Genomic DNA, 18,428 nt, shown 5'->3' with positions numbered 1-18,428 from the left:
CCATGAGCGCGACAGTTTCTCCAACCAGCTCTTACCAGGCGGTGTCGCCGTGGCCTTTCGCGAGCGTGACCGCTCCGATCGACGTAGCCGTCGATATCAAGGTCGTCGCGGGGGGCATCGTGGTCAGCCGCGACCAGAATGGAACGCCGCGTCGCAAGCTCCGCGCCAGCCTGGTGCTGTCGCCGAAGCCGAAGCCCGCGGCGGCTGCCGGCGACCTGATCGTGGATTTGACCAACTGGCCGAGTGAAATCGAGACGAAACTGCTGCGCAACGCGGAAAAGATGCGGATCTCCGTATCTTGCATGCCGGCATCGATTGACGCCGGATCGCAGCGGCCAACGCCCGATGAGGCGCACCGCAATCGAAAGCTCGCCGTCAAACGGCGTGCGGGAGACGACAGCCGGATTGCGGACATAACCCAGTGCTGGCAGCGCTTGATGGGAGCCAAGTCGACCGCCAACCCGCAGCCGTGGGATGCCTTTGCGACGATTTTCGGCTACGCGGCCAATCCCGGGACGCAGCCGAATGCCGCCAGCGGCGACGGCTCCGATCTGCTCGACGTGCCGCGGGCCGATATGGCGCTGTTCCTGCAAGCGTGGCGCGCCCGCGTGGTGCTCGGCGCCTTGATGAAGGATGGCAAGCCGACCATTGAGCCGGGTTGCGATCCGATCCACGATCTCAAGCAATGGATTCTGAAAGACGAGGATCTCGCGCTGCTGGCCGGCACCGCGCCGCCGGCCGACCAGCCGGGATTGAACGGCCCTGACATCGACGCGATCAGGGACAGGATCAAGGCACAGTTCAATTTTCGGCTGTCCTATCTCAATGCGGGAAGTTCGCGAGGCGCGCTGGGAAATCTCGACGCGTTCCGGTGCCAGGAGACATCCTGCCGGACGCCGCTATCGATGATAGAACCGGTCGCGAGCGCCGAGGAGAGTGCGCTTCACGCGATGTTTCGCACCCATCAGACGCTGCACGACGCACAGTTGTCGCTCGATGACATGCTCAAGGAGTACATGAAGAACAACACGCCCGCCGAGGGCGTGAAATGGAAGCCTGCCGAGCCGGAGGGAACGAACCCATCGACCCAGGCCGCCAAGACCAAGCTGTATGGCTTGCAGGGTATCCCGGCGCTGGCGCGGGTGTTCCGGTTTGTCGTCGACGTCGAAGCCGATCTCGGCGACATGAGTGACTTCTATGAACGGCGGGACCAAGCGCCTCGATCCGGCGACGGCCCGACGTATGACAGCCTGGCCGACATATTGCAGTGGCTCAATCCCGCCTGCGTCTACGAGCTCGATACGGTCGATACCGACGCACGCGACGAGGAGAGCATTCCGTCGTCGCATGACACATTCCCCGTCACGCATTATCTGTTCCTCAGTGCCGCTGCCGGCGCCGGCCAGCCCTGGACCACCGCCAAGTTAAGGTATCCGACCGGCAGCGCCTGGCGCGGGACCCAGTTCGGCGGCAAGGGCGTCAAGGCTACGGCGGTGGAGGGCCATTTCTTTCCCTGCACGCGCGAGGAAATGGACCTTGCGGCGGTGCTTCTCAATCCAACGGACAGCGAACTCGATGAGATCACCGGCGCTGCGGACCGTGTAATCTGCAGGGAATGCAAGACGGCGAGCGGCGACACCCAGATCCGCTACATGCTGCCCGCAGTCCGTGACGGGCGCCTGCTGCAATATGATGGCGTGCTGGATCTAGGCGCAGGTCGACGCGCCAAGGTGATCTCGGAGCGTCGTCCGCGCTACGAGATCATGTCGCTGGACGTCATTTCGGCGATGGAAAGCCAGATCAATCTCGCGAAGGCGGAGAGCGCGCGGCGGGAAGACCGGAAGCAGCGCAAGGATGCGCAACAGGCCCAGAACGAGATCGACGGCCGGTCGGAGCGTCCGGCCGGATTCGATCTCCCTGTCGATAGCCGTCCTACCTATCGTACGATGGGGCTGACACTGGTGGATCGTTGGCGCGCCGCTGCGACCGCGGAGGCGCTTGCCGATAAAAAGGTCCGTCAGGCCGGCCGCGATCCCGCGACGCCGGCACCGGTTGTTTTCGATGCTACCGCGCTCACGGTTGGTTTCAGGATCGATGTCGGAGTCAGGTCCGACGCGAACGCGCCGCATCACTTCCGCGCGCTCGGCAATCGCGTGGTGACATACAGGTTTCCGCAAAGCCCGCAATTGATCGAGGACGAGCTGCGCCGGCTGGGCTTCGACAAGGACGGAGCGCGGGAGGCGCGAATTCGCCTCGACAGCACGCCGGTCGTTCCGGGCTCGCGGATCGGGCAGGACCGCCGCCGCTTCCCGGAAGAGATCCTGGTGAGCTGGGAAGGCGATCCGCTCGGGCTGCAATGTATTCGCGCCTGGGATGGCAGCGAAGTCGAGATCGTTGTCGATCCCGCCGAGGATCTCGGAATCTCCCGCCACTATGAACTGCCGGATGACGAGGGTCTCAGCTACCGCATTCCGCCGCTGCTGTTCGGCAAGCGTTACCGCTACGGAATGCGTGCGGAGTTGCAAGGCGGTGTCACGCTGCCGCTGGAACGTGCGCGCGCGCTCTATGAGGAGGCGGCCGGCGGCATGCTCGCGCTGCCCGAGCCGTCGTTGCCGCCGGAGAGCGCGGTGCCGGACATCGCCGATTCCCCGCGTGCGCATGGCCGGCGCTTTCTGCGCCACGAAAGGATATTGTCGCCCGCGGTGACGGTGCCGCAGTCCGAACTCATCGCCGCCAAAGCCAAGGGGGAAAACCGCCTGCGCGACCAGGGCTCGCGAGAGGCGGTCGTCAGAACGGCTACTTCCGAGATCAATGGCGCCGATGCCTCGCTCGATCTGACCCAGGTCCGCCGCATCTTCGTTGCGCCCGGGGTCTCGCAGAATTTCGCGGAGCTGCATGGCGTGCTGGTGTCGGGCGCCGCCGTGGCGGGAACGATCACGGTCAGAAATCCGGAGGAGCCGGCCATGACGCGCGCAGTTCAGGTCGAGCGTCCGCTGGATGGACTGCGCAACGTTGCCTACAATTACTCCAGGGGTGGCTTCCCGATCCGTTCACCCGACAACGCGATTGTGCTGAGGGAGCCCGCGCTTCCAAATGCCACGCCGGCGGGCGTCGCGCCTTCCGGTCCGACCGCGGCGCAGGCGCGCGATCCCGTTTTCGTTCTGCAGCCGACGACCGGCGCACAGCGCAACGACACGCATCTGAAGCGGCAGGAGCCGTATTTTCCCGACCCGGCAGCGGAATCCATGGTGTTCGCCCTCCGCCGGCGGATGTTTTCGCCGCAACTGGCAGCCGATCCCAACCGGGACCAGTCGGCCGACTATGTCGACGGCGACCCGGTCGTGATCCCGCTGACCCACGAAGCCCTGCGCTATCCCGATCGGATGGTGGCCGTACTGGACGTGGTCCGCGGCGGGTTGAACAAGCGAACGCTCACGCAGGCCGCCGTTCTGAATTCCACCAGTACGGAAACCGGAACGCTTGCCGGCGGCGATTTCAGGAAGGAAGAACTGAATTCGAAAACGATCGATCAGGGGCGCGTTCCGGCGCGAAGGATTACCGCCAAGCTTGCGCCGGGCGACGATTTCGATCTCGACGTCTGGTGCGTGCCGTCACTGGACCAGCTCGAGAAATGGTTCGATGCCGTCGAGTCCAGCGCGGTGCTGGCCGTCGCCCGCAGTTGCCTCAACGAGGCCGGGACCGCCGATACCGACAACAAGGTGTTTGTCAGCGGCAAGATCGGCAACGCCAATCTGGCGTGTCTGGCCGGAATACAAGGCATCATCGGCGACACCGATTTCGCTTCGCTGCGCAGACGGCTGTCGGTATGGCAAAAGCGCAAGCCGACCATCGGTGAATGCGGCATGGGCGGATTGCCGCTGCCGGCCGGCAGCGTGCGGCGCGATATCGCCCAGATGATACGTGAACAGATGCTGCGACGGCCGATCAAGGAGCTCGCAGCGGTCCGCTCGCTGCGGATTGCGCATGCGGTCAGCCGGCCGAATTTCGCTCCGTCCTTTGAAGCCAACGGCGATGCGCAGGCCACGCCCAATCTTCGGAACGGTGGCCTCGAAGTCATTCGACGCAATTTCGCCGACGACAAAGCGCGGCAACAATGGGTGCGCGAACACCTTGTCGGGACCTGGCACAAGAAGGGCGGCGGCGCGCCGGTCACGCACGAGGAACTCGCCACGGACGTGCTGATCGGCGGCAGCATCCGGGCCGACCTCGACAGCGCTCATTCGGTCACGATTTTTGCGGAGCTCTCCCATCCATTGACCGACCTGTTCGACGATGAGCGGCTGGGCCGACGTCCGGACGAACTGGGTACTGAACTTCAGGACAAGCATCTAGTTCTGGAAAAGGGCCAGAAGGGCAGGTACACGCGACCGGAATTGTACGGCTTCAGCGTCGATACCTGGACCGGGCAAACGTCCTTCAAGCCGGAGCGATTGCCGCTTGCTCGTCTGGAAGGTCTCAACCCGTCCGATCGCTTGGACGAGCGCAAATTCGGTACCGAGAACGTCGATGTATTGGTAGATGCCAGAGGGCAGATGCGGCTGGATCTCAAGAGGTACGTTCCATCGGACGACAAGGCTCGAAAGATGTCGCTGGATATCGAAACCGAGACCCGCTTTCGCGATGTTTTCGAGCATGCGCCGCGCAACCTGACGAGCCTTGCTCGGAATGCGCTGGACGAGTTGGCCAAGCCCAAAGCCAAGGAAGCCAGGCAGAAGATATGGGTGACGTCGCGGTCCAGCAGGGAAAATACCGAGGCTGCCCGGAAATCCAGCGTTGAGCTCTGGATCCCCTCGACCCGGCGCCCGCAGCCGATCGATCCGCAGAGCGTTCTGCCGGCCTTTGTCTGGTCGCTGCAGCAGGACGACAAGACGGGCGCCGTTGACATCGAGCGGAGAATGCTCGCCCGGCTGAGATTCCGTCGCCCGTGGTTCTCGTCCGGAGAGGGCGAGAAGCTCGGCATCGCGCTGTGGCCTCCGACGATATTTGAGCAACCGTCGACGCGTACGGAATTTGATCCGAATAAGGAGGTACCTCCCGATGCGGACAATTTACCCAAGGAGGTCGCAACCATCCTGCGCGACCAGACCCGGGGCGGCGGCTATATCACGCGCGCCGGGTCGGATCCCATTCGCCACGGCGGCAGTTTCGATCGCGGCGACTTCATGCCGCTTGAGGCGTTCCGCGATGCCTATCCGCGCGAGGGCGCGCCGCCAAGGGCGCAACGCGTGCCGTCGATTGCAATGCCGCTTCCGAAGGACCCGGACACGGGAGAGCAGTTCGTTCTTCACGTCGCGCTGCTGACCTACGAGCCCTTGTTCGATCCGATCGACGAAACCTGGTACGTCGATGTCGAAATTTCAGGTCGCGATTTCCCGGACGGCTGGGTCCGGTTTGGACTCGTCAGGTATCAGGAGAACGCGATGGAGGGGCGCAAGGTTTCCGAACCGACCGTGGCCATGGTGCAGATCCTGCCGCGCCGGCGCGTACGTGTGTCGACGCGGCGGGAGCAGGGCCAATACCTGGTGACATTGACCGTCGAGGGCGCCGGTTCGATCGCCGCTGCGGACGACGATCTCGTGACCGACAAGGACGAGAAGCTGCTCATGCAACGGCCGGTAGTGCGGCCGACGCTGTTGAAGCGCAGCAAGCTCCCCGACAATCAGGAAGAAGTGGATGTCCTCTGGTGCTGGGAGGATGCCGGATCGGGCGCCGTCGGCAGCAAGCCAGAATTTGTGATGCCGATCCGCGGCGACTCGGGGCTGCTCTGGAGCCACACGTTCCGGCTGGATTACGATCCGGTTGCGACGGAATCGACGTCGCATGAGATCGTCTTCGACGAAGTCGATCTTCGGCCCGCGGCAACCCAGGACCCGCACGCAACATCGAAGCTGGTTGCTTCGGGCCCGCGCTTCGCGGCGCGGGTGCGAATTCCGGGAGCGCATTGATGAAGATTCCAGGAGCGCTGCGCGCACCTGACGATGGAGGCGGGAATGGGAAAGCTTTGGTGTGCCGTCGTCCTTGCGGTTGCTATCGTATCGCAGTCGAGCGCGAAGGAAGTCGGCAGCACGGCCGAGATTGCCTCGACCGGGGACTGGATATTGGCGGATCGGAACGACTGGCTGCTGAAGCGCAGGAGCGCGATTGCATCCATGATTCCCGGTCCTGGAATTCCGGGGATTCGCTTCCTCAATGCGTTTGCTTTCAACGTCAAGAATGACCGGCCGAACGATTACACGACGGTCGGCCAACGGCACGCATTCTACGACGCGCTGAGCTATGCCCTGCATTTTGCCGCCGATGTTCCGCAGGAGCTGCGCTGCGTCAGGTTTTTTGATGCTGCGGCCGACGTCACCGCCACGTACAGCGTTGGCGCGGTGGAACTGTGGAAAATAATCAAGGATGCGGCCGGCCTGACGCCGGATACCGAGAATCTCCTGATCAAGACCAACGCCGAACTTTTCGCTAGGAATTTCAAGGTCATTCAAAAATTGATGCTGACCTGGCGCCAGCCGCGCGATCCATCGGCAGCCGCGCCTACGGAGCGTCTCGACGCGCTGGACTTCGATCTTAAAATGGTGGCTTTCGAGCAGGGCACGGTCGAGACGTTTCTTGCCGCAAACTCGGCTCTGGTCACCGTCAACGTACGGAACGATCTGAAGGCTGCTCACCCAGGCTTCGATTTCGCCGGACAATTCCTGACCGGCCAGGGCGGGAATGTCGCTCGCCGAAAACTATTCCGAGAGACGTGGCTGCCGGCAGTCGGCATCGCCAACTTTGATTTTTTCAAGAAGACCGATCGCGTGGCGATGGGCGAGGCCTACGTATTTTTCCTGCACGGGTATGATCTCAACAAGTACAAGACGTACAAGATCCAAGGCACCAAGCCTGCTGCGAGCTGCAAAGGCGTGCTTCCCGGATTGGCGAGTTTAAATCGCCTGGCGTTCGGCTCACTTTACTCCAATTGATGAACAGGCGCTCATTGATAATGAGGGAGACTAAGCCATGAGAAACGAAGGTAACTGTCATATGTCACGCTTCCTTGCTATTTTTACGCCAGTTGTTGTCTTGGTCGTTGCCGTACTTTTCGGCGGCGGCATTGTGAATGCTGCTCCATGCAATACTCCTGCCGAGCTCGCGCCGTTGCGAAACAAGTACATTTGTCCTGTCGTTGGTGGCGGAGCAGTAAGAGGTCCCGATGGGTGTGCGGAAGGTGGTCAGGTGAATTCACCAAGGAAGGGTGGACGGCCGCACAACGCCCTCGACATCAACGCCAACGAAGGAACAGGCGTTGTCGTCAGCAAGCCCGGGCGCGTTGACGTAGCCGGGGACTGGGGGGCGATGGGCAAGACAGTGTTAATCGACCATGGAGATGGAGACTACTCGGTCTATGGGCACCTCCAATCGGTGGCGGTGATTGTCGGCAAATGTGTGAAGGCTGGCGATAGTCTCGGCAAAGTTGGTTACACTGGCAACGCAAAGTGCTTAAAAGAAAAGAACCTAATCGCGCATCTTCACTTTGCGATCATCAGGGCGGCAAAGCTCGATCTGGCGAAGCAGAATGGTCCGATCGCTGCTGCGATAAAGAACGCCGAGGACTGGGTGGAAATTAGCCAAGAGTATTTCCAGGGCGACATGCTCGATCTCGGCATTAAGAACCCCGAAGTCACGCTGCAGAACACCCCCGGTTGCCTCCTGTAGGTTAGAGCTTTTCGGTGTGAAAGAGCTGATTGGAGATGGAGGTCAGTCTGATGGCTTTCTCGCGTTGGCTGATCCGGTGCGGCGTGGCGTTTGGTAGTTGTTTCTTCTCGATGACCGCGGCTTGCTTTGCTGAGTCCTGTATCGTCGTCGATAGCGATGCGGATCTCGATGACTATCGCGCGGTGGCAGTAATCGCGTCGACCGGGCGGCTGACTGCGATCGTCGTAACCGAGGGGATATCACGATCGAATGAAGGAGCCGGTGCCATGGGGGAATTCATACGGCGATCAGGGTTGTCGATTCCTGTGGTTGCCGGCGCCAGCGCCAACCCGCGAAGGGGATACACTCCCAAGCCCGATTTTCCCCGGTGGAGAGATTCCGCCGAGCGGCTCAACGGATTGCTTGGAGCAGCCATCGTCGCGTCGCCTGAGTCCGCAGACATGGTGTCGATGTTAGGCGATCTTACCTCGAAGTGTTCAGCTATTTCCCTGGTTGTCATTGGACCGTGGACCTCCTTTATGCGATATGCGCCAGAGCTACTGGAAAAGGTCGACCGGATTGTCGCTCAAGGCCGACCATATCCTGACGAGCCGGGTGGCGAGCCAACTGGATTCAATTGTACATTTGATATCAATTCTTGCTTGGCAGCGTATGATCTCCTGGTTGGACGACAAAAGCGAGCCGATCGAAAGCTTCGTGCGAACTGGATCGACATACCGCAGGGACCAGAGTCCTGCGGTCAAGCAGAGCCCGGCGTAGACAGGACGGGGCAGCGCGTGTTTGCGTTTGTCCCCAACAATGTTTGGGTGAATGAACTTCGAACAAAAGGCGGTGTGTCTGCCGTGATCGCCGACATACTACGAGCAAATCCGGACGGATGGGCTAAGACTTCGTTGTGGGACGACCTGACCGCTTTGTTCGTCCTTCGGCCAGAAGTATTTGTTGTGCGAGGCGGTCACTTGGAGCCCTGTGTGCCTGCCGCTTCGATACGTCACTTGATAACTGAAGCAATCTCACGCATTAGGTCGGCCCACTAAATTGATGCCGGTTCGGTTGAACGAATGTCGGGGGATGTCGAGAATTGCTGTGCGGTGCCCCGCCGTCAGTCTTGAAAAATGTCTGGGCGCGTCCGCGGCGATTAACATGGATGAGGAGACATCTTTACCCAAGTTTCAAACCAGTCGGCGATTCCCGGTGCCGCCGGAAGCAACCCCTCCTTTTTTGGTCTGATCCCAGCGGGCACCGTGCACATCATGGAACGCAAAGGAATGGACGCTGGTGCCTTCCTTAATCAGCTGCGGGCTGCGAAGGCAGAAGGCCATCCGGTAATTGACGTCGTACGCGGCGTGGAGGATGCAAAAGCGACCACCCTGGTCGAGCCTGGACCGGGCGTGGTGCAACAGGCAGTGCGCCAAGGGTCGACGACGGCGCGTCGTCGCGGACAGCTTGCCGTAATAACCGGTGGGACGTTGGCAAGCATTTGAAAAATAAGCGCTAAGCTAGAACGCGCGATCGCTTACTGATCCATCAAATACGTAGTATGAACGTGCATTCGCTCAGCGGGGCTTCGGAATGCTAACAGGTTCACAAATTCGAGATCTCGGCTTAATCGTCGGCGGGATCGAAGATTGCTATCGGGGGGCAAGCTACGATTTGCGCCTCGATAGCGTTCTCACAAACGACGGCAAGATTGAAGAGCACTACTCCCTGCCGGCACAAGGCATTATTGAAGTTGTTTCGATTGAACATATAAATCTGCCCAAAAATATTGCCGGCTTTGCAATGGTAAAGACGAGCCTCTGCAACGAAGGTGTGCTCGCGCTCAACATCGGCATCATTGACCCCGGCTGGAAGGGACCCCTCTCCAGTTTTCTCGTGAACTTTGGAAAGAACGAGCGTCTTCTCGCCAAAGGCGACGTGTTTCTTCGGCTTACTTTTCAGAAGCTAGAACAGGATGTCGACAAACTGCCGAGCACATTTGTCGACGATCAATCCTATCTAGCTGATCGACGACGACGCGTCCAAGGACGATTCGGGAATACATTCCTCAACGTATCCGAGGTCCTCCAGAAGCTAGCGAAAGAAACTTTCGACACCTACAGGACGCAAATCTTTACCTACGTTTCGCTAGCCGCACTAGGCCTAGCTTTTCTGACCTTCTTTTTGAACTTCGCCAATATCCAGACGCAACGCTATCTTCAGACGGGAGACGCTGCCTCTCTGCTGGCAAGTAGGGATGTGTTTGAACGGCTCGCTCGCGATCTCAAAGAACAAAATCAGGAACTATCAGCGAAGATTGATCTACTCGAACGTCGCGTGATGACACCCTCGCCCGCACCACAACCATTACAACCAGCAGCAAAGCAATGACTCCCGCATTTGATTCCGCCGACCAAATCCAACGGTGGGCACTTCAGGAGATCATGAAGAGTGGTCGAGCGAGCGCTCCTCGACGCGAGGCGACGCGAGAACTTCTTTTCGTTGCATTTGAACTGACGAACCCGCGCAACCGTTGCGTAACGATCCCTGAACGTCGTTGGAGCTTACCGCTCGCCGTCGGTGAATTCTGCTGGCATGCTGCGGCGTCCGACAAAGTGGACTTCATCTCATATTACGCGAAGCGGTGGAGCGATTTTTCAGATGATGGCGTTAGTATTGCTGGCAGCTGCTACGGACACAAAATCTTTTCGGCTCAAGCCGACGGTGAAAGCCAATGGTCGGCCGTCACAAACCTCTTACGAACAGATCCCGAAAGTCGTCGGGCGATATTGACCTTTCAGAACGTTGGAGGACCGTATTTGAGCGGTAGAGATGTCGCTTGCGCGACAAGTCTTCAGTTTCTTGTTCGTGCCGGCGCACTCCATGCGGTGGTCAATATGCGAAGCAACGACGCGGTGTGGGGGCTTCCGTACGACCTATTTGTCTTCACAATGTTGCAAGAACTTATGGCCGCGACTCTAGGTCTTAATCTCGGAAGCTATCATCACGTTGCGGCATCGCTGCACATATACGAACGGCACTTTCGGCTCGCTGAACGAGTGATCCAAGCGCAGGAGACCGGTTCTCGACCGATGCCTCCTATGAGCGATGTGAGCCAATTGTCATCCTTTCTAGCATGTGAGGAGCAACTTCGCCTCGGTCTCGGCCGTGGGCTCGAGCATGGATTGGCCCCCTATTGGGCAAGCATGGCACAAATCCTCGTGGAGCATCGCGATACGATAAGCAGTCGATGATCACAAAGTTTTCTTGCACCGGCCCGGAGGCGAGAAAGCGGTCCACGTCAGTGTTGGTGGAAAAGATCAGTCTACAGCCAGCGAGATCTTTTGGTTGCTCTTCGATCGAGCTGCTCTCAAGTAGTCCCCTCTCTGTGAGCTTGCGATTGAGTGATACGAGGTCCTTCGCTCGCGAGGTAATTTGCTGCACTCGAAAATCCGCGGCTCGGCATCGATTGCTGACCGAAGGATGGTCACTACTGTCCTAGCGAACAGATCGTAGCGCGACCGACCATCTCTAGTGAATTCATCGTAGTTCATTGTAGTAATTCGACAATTGCGAAAGCGTGAGCCTGCAACAAGATCGTAGGATAACGCGAGCCGAGTTTATTGCGAGTGGAAAAGCTGCGGCTACTTTGTACCCCTCCATTGCAGAGTGACCTAAGATTACATGCTCGCAGTGATTCGCGATGGCAGTGGAAATTCATGGCTCGAAGCGGCGCATCTGCTCTCCCCAACAATATTGCAGCGGAACTCCGAGCCGCTGGGGATCGATCAAAGACGGTCACCAGAGAGCAAAAGAAGAATTATGCAGAGCTCCTGTCCCGAAGACTCGCGCAACGATTCGCTGATGCGTTGCGATCTGCCTTTCCGGACATACTTCCTGACTCCAGCGGTAAGGGGCAAGAGTCGAAGGCTCGCTCGTCGAAGGGCTTCAAGAAGCTCGACGTAAATTATTCGACCGTCGAACTCGGGCTCGGGCTCGGAGTTTCGATTAAGACGATCAATTTTCGCGACGCCACGACGAAGCGCTACACCAAGAACTATACGCGCGCAGACGGAGAGCTCCGGGCGGAAGCTTCCGATTATCACGAACGACAACCGTACGCCGTCATGGTAGCAGTGATCTTTCTTCCATTGGATGCGTGCGACGACGGCGGCAAAAATGCTCCGTCTAGCTTCGGTCAGGCCGTCCAGGTCTTCCGATTCCGGACAGGACGAGAAAATCCAAAAGATCCTGCGATGCTGTTCGAACGTGTGTTTGTTGGGCTATATGATGCCGACGAAAAGCACTTCGGCGAGGTCACGTTCTTCGACGTGATGTCGAAGCCACCTCGCACCGGGAAGCCGGCAACCATGCTATCGTTTCCACAGCTCGTTCAAGAAATTGTGGAAACATACGATCGGAGAAACAGCCCACGCTTCGAATGGGAAGACGCTGCGCCCGAGAAAGTCACTGCCCCACCCGTCGAGGAGGATGAGGAAGAAGACTAAGCAGTTTTCTTTCGATTGTCCGGTCCCCACCAAGCCGCTCTGCTTCGCATTGCCAGACCACGAGAACTTTGAAGCCGAGCTCCCCCAGTGCTTTTTCCTTTTTCAAATCGCGCGCACGATTACCTGCAATCTTTTCGACCCAAAATGAATTGTTCCGCTTGGGGACGGTTGCTTTTTTGCAGCCTTCATGGCCGTGCCAGAAGCATCCATGTACAAAGATTCCCCAGCGCTTGGATCGATTTGCAAGATCGGGCGAGCCCGGCAGATCGCCGTTGTGCGTTGTGAACCGAGTCCCACGTCTCCAGAGCCAAGCCCGGACGAGGAGTTCAGGAGCCGTGTCGCGCCTGCGGATGCGCTTCATGCGCTCTGAGGTCTTGACATCAGTCTCGACGAGCTTCCGCTTACCCAACTACGCTGCCTTGGTGAGAATCGGCCCCTTTGCTTTCGTCTCCTCCGAGCCCGTGAGACGCTCCATACGCCTCAAATGCTTGCCGACGGCATCGACGAACCCCGGCTTGAACGACAATCTGCTCGCATTGATGCGCTTGTAAAATCCTGCCGTCGCCCGGATCGAAAGCGGCACACCGGGCTTCGAAAGAAAGCCGGCCAATGATTTCAGCTTGCGATTGACCGGCCAAGTGCCGAGATGCACCCGTCGCCGAACTTTGCCGTCGAACCAAGCGGCCGCCGGCCACGAATCTTCGGCAGAGAGGACCTCTCCTGGTTCGCCGGAGAATGTCTTGCGATCAAATAGGCGCTTTCCGATCCATCCCGAAACTTCGACATTGACGGCGTTGCCGACGAGCATCCAGCGGCGCCGCTTGTTGAACCGACCACCGCCCACGAGCGAATCTCGCTCCTCGAAATCCGTCCAGCCGGCGGACAATCCCTGAAGACGTTCCACATCGACCAAGTCTGGCGTCACAATCGCCATGGTCGGCATCAGTATGGCTGGAGGGGCAGGAATACCGATCGCGGAGCCGCCTTTAAGCGTCGGCACGCAGTCCTCTCCCCATCCGAGACCACGCGTTCCTTCGGTCCAGTAAAACCCGTGGGCCGCCTCGTCGAGTGGAATAGTGCGCTGCTCGGGAGTGACGTCGCCATGGAACAGCACATCCCGCGGGTCGCCTTTGAGCGTAGCGTAAAGGAAAATTCGGAGACGTCGCTGCGGTAAGCCGAAAGCCCGCGCGTCTATGGTTCGGTATGCCCAACGGTAGCCGAGATCTTCAAGCGCCCCCAGAACTTCGCGCAGGTATTCTCCGCCGTGGAGATGTCGCCAGTTCGGCACATTCTCAATCAACACATTTGGAAACGGGCGCCGCCGCAGGAGATCAATCGTTTCTCTGATTAGGCTCGACCGGCCGCCTGAAAAACCGCGCGTCGTTCCGGCTTGGCTGAGATCGGTGCACGGAAACCCTGCTGTCAGCAGGTTCGACTTCCGGGAAATGCGCTCCACCAGTTCGTCCGTATGCCGTACGTCGAGCGCAACGGGAACTTTCGGGAACCGCTGTCTGAGGACAGTTACCGCGTCCGGATCGGCTTCACAAAAAAGCGAGGTCCGGTGCCCCGCCTTTTCCAATCCGAGCTCTAGGCCCCCGATGCCGCCGAAGATCGCGGTTATGTCGAACTGCGGCATTACAATCCCCGCGCCCTATCGAATCGCTGCAACTTTCGGGACTATGGCACGCTCGCCCCGAAAACTCGAGAGTCGAGCGCGCTCCTCAGACTTGCAACATGTCATGATTGGAGCGCTTTCAGCTCTTGGGGATAACTGCCGCTCAGCTGTGGAAGCCCGGAGCCTGTGGGCTATCGAACAGCAGGCCGTCCGATAGACCTCGACCAAAAAGTTCGCCGGAGTACGTCTGACTTGTACTCTCGCCGCCTGCGATTCTTGAAATCTCATTAGATAACAGAGGGATACCGCCCCCGCTTTGTCGGGCTTGCCGCCCCGACCGCCACTTTGACTCACACAGTAAGGCGTGAGTCTGACAAAGCGTGGCGTCGCTCCGTCGCTGTGGTTTTCTGGTGCTGCGTCGGTTCTAACTTTTCGAGTAGTTGGAGCGCGTGGATCTCTACGCGTTCTGGCCGGCCCTCGACTGCCAGCGCAGCGTCGGCCGGCTGTGCTGTAACGACGCGCACCGCAAGGAGTTCCCACCGGCGGACATGTCCAACAGTCCTCGTACCTGGCGCGTCCCCGACAAAACGGGCATTGGGATTTCGCGAATTCAGCTCGGCGGCTCCATGCGAAGAGAAAATGCCTAAGTAGCCTTCCAAGGCTAGCGCACACAGTTGTAAGACGGATTCCCTGTTGCGGCCCGACGACTGAATCGGCACTAATTTTGCGCGTTGCAGACTGCAACATGCACCACGTCTTCGAGAGATTCATAGATCTTGCGTCCCGCGCCCATGATTCCGAAGATTTCGCGGAATTGATGACCGTCACGACAGGAGCTCTTGATTTGTCCTAGTTCGCATACTTGGCGCATACCGCGTATGCCCTGTGGCAAACGATGCCACAGCGATCGAGCGCTCCGCTCGCGAGCCTTGTATGCGGGACGGTCCTCGACCTGATCGTTGGTCTGCGCGCTGCGCCAAGTCTGCGAACGCCGGCTGCGTTTGCAGGCGGATCGCCCGGAAATCCCGATCCCCACAGCCAAGTCCCGGGCCGTCACGCGGCCTGCGAACGTGGCGGCGGCGGGCTTGCGGCCATCGGCAGCGCAACGCCGCTAATCGGAGCGCCGAAGGCTTTTCTCGCGACCTCCAGCAGATGTTCGTGGTGCGTGAAGAATAGGACTTGCGTCTTTTTGGCGAGCTCGCCCAAGACGCGGAAGCCTGCCGTCGCGCGCTTGTCGTCGAAGTTGATGAACAGGTCGTCCGCGATGAACGGCATGGGATCGGCATGGTCTAGATAGTCCTCGATCGCAGCGATCCGGAGCGCGAGGTAGAGCTGGTCCGCGGTGCCGGTGCTCATGCCGCCAACCGGGACCCGCCGACCGTCGTAGCGCAGGCCCGCTAGCTGCACGTTGTCGTCTTCGTCGAATTCGAGCTGCAGCATTTGGAAAGACTCGCAAGTGAGGATGGCGAACAGCTCGCCCGCGCGCTTGAGCATGGGTGCCTGTTTCTCCCGCCGATAGCGATCGATCGCCCATTGTAGCAACGCGACCGCGGAGCGAAGGCGCACATACTGTTCGGCAATCTCGGTCATCTCGGCAAGCGCCGCCTGCCGGTCCGCGGCGACCCTCGCCGCCCGGTCGTCACCGTCGATGCCCCCGAAGGCCTGGCGCGCGGTGTTACGTGTCTCGCGCGCTTCCATCAGGCGATTGCGCAATTCCTGCATTTCTTCGGTGACCGTCTGGTCCCTAGCCGCGATGGCGTCCAGGTCGATGCCCGAGCACTCGGTCGTGAGCTCCGCAACCAAAAGGCCATCTCCATCTTGCGTCAGCGCGGCTGTGAGCCGATCAAGCTCCGCGCTGAGCTTCCGCATCTCGTCAGAGCGCTGAATTGCGATCCGCAATTCGTCGGTCGATGCGACCTCGGCCTTCTGCTGGAGCTGTGCGATGGTTTCGCGCGCTTCGTGGCTCGATTCACGGCATTCATCGATCTTCTCCTGCAAGCCGCCGATGTCTGAAACCTTCGCGGCCCTCAGGTCCCGCAAGCGTGCTGCGTCTGCAGCCTGGCGATCGAGCTCCAAAACAGCTTCCTCGGAATCCGTTCCATTCAGGCGCGGTGCGATGGCTTGCACCAAGACCGCCACCTCGGCTTCGAACGCTTTCACATCGCGCTCGATCTTCTCTATACGCTCATGCCGCAGTTCGTTGATCCGAACTGCCGTCTCGCGCATATCGTCGATGGCGTTGATCTGCGCTTCAGCCGTCTCAGGCGTCGTGGCAGCGAGTTGCAGCACCGTCAGGGCGGCATGCCACGCGCTCGACCACTCCGTCCACTCAGCTTCGGCCTTTTCCAGATCCTTGCGCTTGCGCGCAACTACGCCCGCCGTCTTGCGGTGCGCCTCATCTAGATCGCGGACCGTCTTCGCGGCGTTTTCGTGCCGGCGCTCCTGCGCCGCCGCGGCCTCGATAACGACATGGAGCGGCTGGGCAGCGAGAGACGCCGTGGATACCCCCAGCGCCTCAAGCTCGGCCAAGACGAGACGTTTGCCCTCGTCCTCGCGCTGTTGCCATCCGCCTGTCTGTCGCTCAGCCGCCGAGAGCCGCGCGTTCAGGTCCAGGATCTCGGACCGCGTGCGCAGCCACTCGATCATCACGTCTGGATCTTGCGGCGTGATGGAGCTGCTCAACCAAAGCGCGGCCCAGGCGGCGTCCAGGTTTGTGTGCTCTTGCGACAATGCCTGTTCTTCCAGGCCCAAGGATTCAAGCAGGTCGTCCTGCTCGTCGATCTGGCGGCCAACGACGGCAAGCTGCGCGGCAGCGTCGGCGTGCTCGAAGCGCCGATCCGCGGCCGAGTCCGCATCACGCATTGCGGCCTCGAACTCGTGCGCAAGCGCGTCGGGCGGACCGAAGGCCGCCATCTCGTCCTCGGAGACCGCAACACCTTCTACATGGCGGCGGCGGATGATCGACCAGCCGGTGTCACGCCGGCCACGCAAACGTTCAAGCTCGTAGGCCGCCACGACGTGTTCGTCGGCGATAATGCGTTCATGGGCCTTCCGGTGCCGGACGCGCTCCTGCTCGGCATTGCGGATCCGTTCGCGGCAGGTCCGCCGCCGCTGCTCCAAGCTCCGGCAAGCGTCTCGATGGGTCTCCGCCGAAGCCAGCGGGGGAAGTAGCGCCGATTCCAGGACGGCAGCATCGGCGACTGCCGGCCGCAGGGCCTTCAGCAACCGTGCAATTGCGGTCCGCGCCTCCTGTTCTTCGCGCTTGGAATTGGCGATCTGGCCGGCGATGTCGCCAAGTTCGCGCGTGGCCTTGATGACCGCCGCGAGCTTCGAGACATCTGTCATCGGCCCATGGGCTTCGATTTCCGCTGCGATCTCACCGAGCTTCTCCTTGGCTTCGGCCACGGCGCTCTTCGCATTCTCTACCGCGCCGGATTGGGCCCCGCGGCGGTTGAGCAAACCGCGAAGGACCGCAACCTTGGCTTTGGCGGGGATGCGCGCGATCAACTGATCGATATCTCCGCTCCATTCAAGCTCGCCGGCGAGGCGGTTGAGGGTTGCTTCTGCCGCGGCCAATTCTGCCCGCCGCTTGGGAAGATCGGCTTTCCCGGTGCGAACTTGGATGCGGCGATCACGGAGCTGCGCGATGTCTTCGGCACGTGCCAGCAAGGCCTCGTCGAAGATCAAGGCCGCGCATTCTGCCTTGAGCGCTGCGATCTGTTCGCTCAAGGTGGCGATGCGCGCCGTGGCGGCCGCTTCATCCTTCGCGGCCTTCTCCAGAATTCTGGCAGCGTCGGCATCAAACGGGACGACCTCGTGAAGCGCGTCGATAGCGCTTTGAGTTTCCGCGCGCTTGCGCACATCGCGGCAGACCCGGCGGATGCGGTTGAGCTTGCGCAATTCTGCCGACTTGATCTCGATTTCGCTTTCGATGACACCATAAGCATCGTTGGCCGTCTCGAACGCGGTCTTGAGTGCCTGCCACTTGGTCGTCGTCACGACATCGTCGCGCATCGAGGCTTCGGCAGCCTTCAGGCGTTCCTCTGCCTGGAAATACTTGCGGTGCGCTGCGCGGCGCGAGGCCCAAAGAGCGTCGGCTTCGGTTTCCATGGCCTTGAGCGTTTCGCGCAGGCCGATGATCCCGGCGCTTGCTGAGAACAGCATCTGGCCAACATCGTCCTGCGCTTGCAAGATTTCCTTGCCGCCTTGGCGCAGGCGCTCGTGATCGAGGCTGAACATCCGCGTGTAAAATCGGCGATCGGCCCCGGCAAGAAACGGGACGAGCGCCCCATCGCCCGAAGGGATGGGCATGTCATTATCGCCCAGCAACGTATCCTTGTTGCCCTTGCGGCGGCGCAGCTTGAGCGTATCGCCCCCCTTTTCCAAGAGCGCGCCCACACGCATGGCGTTGTACTCGTGCAGGAAGTTACGGGACGAATTGGCCGGGATGCCGAAGAGCAGGTCTTCGACGCCGTTCATCGCTGTCGACTTTCCGGCTTCATTCTCGCCAAGCACCATCTGAAAGTCCGGCTTGCCTGCCGGCAGGGCTATGATGGCGTCCGTGAAGTGACCGTATCGAAGCAGATCGAGTTGACGGATGCGCATGA

General features: G+C 60.1%; 10 protein-coding genes. 7 read left to right on the top strand and 3 right to left on the bottom strand.

Features of this window, described 5'->3' with window-relative positions:
- Nucleotides 1–2: 2 nt before the first annotated feature.
- The 7 genes from GGD65_RS26175 (at nt 3) to GGD65_RS26145 (ending at nt 12,206) form a co-directional block, all read left to right on the top strand.
- Nucleotides 3–5,966, top strand: coding sequence for a hypothetical protein (locus GGD65_RS26175; RefSeq protein WP_183237067.1), 5,964 nt, complete (start codon nt 3–5; stop codon nt 5,964–5,966).
- Between the two features lie 45 nt (nt 5,967–6,011).
- Nucleotides 6,012–6,986: a hypothetical protein gene (locus GGD65_RS26170; protein ID WP_183237066.1), complete on the top strand. Its 975-nt coding sequence runs from the start codon at nt 6,012–6,014 to the stop codon at nt 6,984–6,986.
- Between the two features lie 37 nt (nt 6,987–7,023).
- On the top strand, nt 7,024–7,719 hold the full coding sequence (locus tag GGD65_RS26165; RefSeq protein WP_183237065.1) for a M23 family metallopeptidase: 696 nt from the start codon (nt 7,024–7,026) through the stop codon (nt 7,717–7,719).
- 35 nt (nt 7,720–7,754) lie between these two features.
- Nucleotides 7,755–8,756: a hypothetical protein gene (locus tag GGD65_RS26160; protein WP_183237064.1), complete on the top strand. Its 1,002-nt coding sequence runs from the start codon at nt 7,755–7,757 to the stop codon at nt 8,754–8,756.
- Between the two features lie 535 nt (nt 8,757–9,291).
- On the top strand, nt 9,292–10,089 hold the full coding sequence (locus GGD65_RS26155) for a dCTP deaminase domain-containing protein (protein ID WP_183237063.1): 798 nt from the start codon (nt 9,292–9,294) through the stop codon (nt 10,087–10,089).
- Nucleotides 10,086–10,952, top strand: coding sequence for a thymidylate synthase (locus GGD65_RS26150; RefSeq protein ID WP_183237062.1), 867 nt, complete (start codon nt 10,086–10,088; stop codon nt 10,950–10,952). Before GGD65_RS26155 ends, GGD65_RS26150 begins: the two co-directional genes overlap by 4 nt.
- 465 nt (nt 10,953–11,417) lie before the next feature.
- A complete protein-coding gene (locus tag GGD65_RS26145; protein ID WP_183237061.1) occupies nt 11,418–12,206 on the top strand; it encodes a hypothetical protein in 789 nt (262 codons plus the stop codon).
- Here GGD65_RS26145 and GGD65_RS26140 read toward each other — a convergent pair.
- The 3 genes from GGD65_RS26140 to GGD65_RS26130 form a co-directional block, all read right to left on the bottom strand.
- Nucleotides 12,166–12,615 carry a very short patch repair endonuclease gene (locus GGD65_RS26140; RefSeq protein WP_283813706.1) on the bottom strand — a complete coding sequence of 150 codons (450 nt, stop codon included), beginning with the start codon at nt 12,613–12,615 and terminating at the stop codon, nt 12,166–12,168. The two genes, GGD65_RS26145 and GGD65_RS26140, sit on opposite strands and share 41 nt — an antisense overlap.
- Nucleotides 12,616–13,842, bottom strand: coding sequence for a DNA cytosine methyltransferase (locus GGD65_RS26135; RefSeq protein ID WP_183237059.1), 1,227 nt, complete (start codon nt 13,840–13,842; stop codon nt 12,616–12,618).
- Between the two features lie 1,032 nt (nt 13,843–14,874).
- A complete protein-coding gene (locus GGD65_RS26130) occupies nt 14,875–18,426 on the bottom strand; it encodes a YhaN family protein (RefSeq protein WP_183237058.1) in 3,552 nt (1,183 codons plus the stop codon).
- Nucleotides 18,427–18,428: the final 2 nt, after the last annotated feature.

Origin of the sequence: Bradyrhizobium sp. CIR18 (genome assembly GCF_014198295.1) — a bacterium.
Lineage (GTDB): Bacteria > Pseudomonadota > Alphaproteobacteria > Rhizobiales > Xanthobacteraceae > Bradyrhizobium.
This window is presented reverse-complemented; position numbering and strand designations above follow the sequence as displayed.

Coding starts and splice junctions, on each gene's coding strand:
- GGD65_RS26155 (WP_183237063.1), top strand. CDS start 9,292: ATGCTAACAGGTTCACAAATTCGAGATCTCGGCTTAATCGTCGGCGGG.
- GGD65_RS26175 (WP_183237067.1), top strand. CDS start 3: ATGAGCGCGACAGTTTCTCCAACCAGCTCTTACCAGGCGGTGTCGCCG.
- GGD65_RS26130 (WP_183237058.1), bottom strand. CDS start 18,426: ATGCGCATCCGTCAACTCGATCTGCTTCGATACGGTCACTTCACGGAC.
- GGD65_RS26135 (WP_183237059.1), bottom strand. CDS start 13,842: ATGCCGCAGTTCGACATAACCGCGATCTTCGGCGGCATCGGGGGCCTA.
- GGD65_RS26150 (WP_183237062.1), top strand. CDS start 10,086: ATGACTCCCGCATTTGATTCCGCCGACCAAATCCAACGGTGGGCACTT.
- GGD65_RS26170 (WP_183237066.1), top strand. CDS start 6,012: ATGGGAAAGCTTTGGTGTGCCGTCGTCCTTGCGGTTGCTATCGTATCG.
- GGD65_RS26160 (WP_183237064.1), top strand. CDS start 7,755: ATGGAGGTCAGTCTGATGGCTTTCTCGCGTTGGCTGATCCGGTGCGGC.
- GGD65_RS26165 (WP_183237065.1), top strand. CDS start 7,024: ATGAGAAACGAAGGTAACTGTCATATGTCACGCTTCCTTGCTATTTTT.
- GGD65_RS26145 (WP_183237061.1), top strand. CDS start 11,418: ATGGCTCGAAGCGGCGCATCTGCTCTCCCCAACAATATTGCAGCGGAA.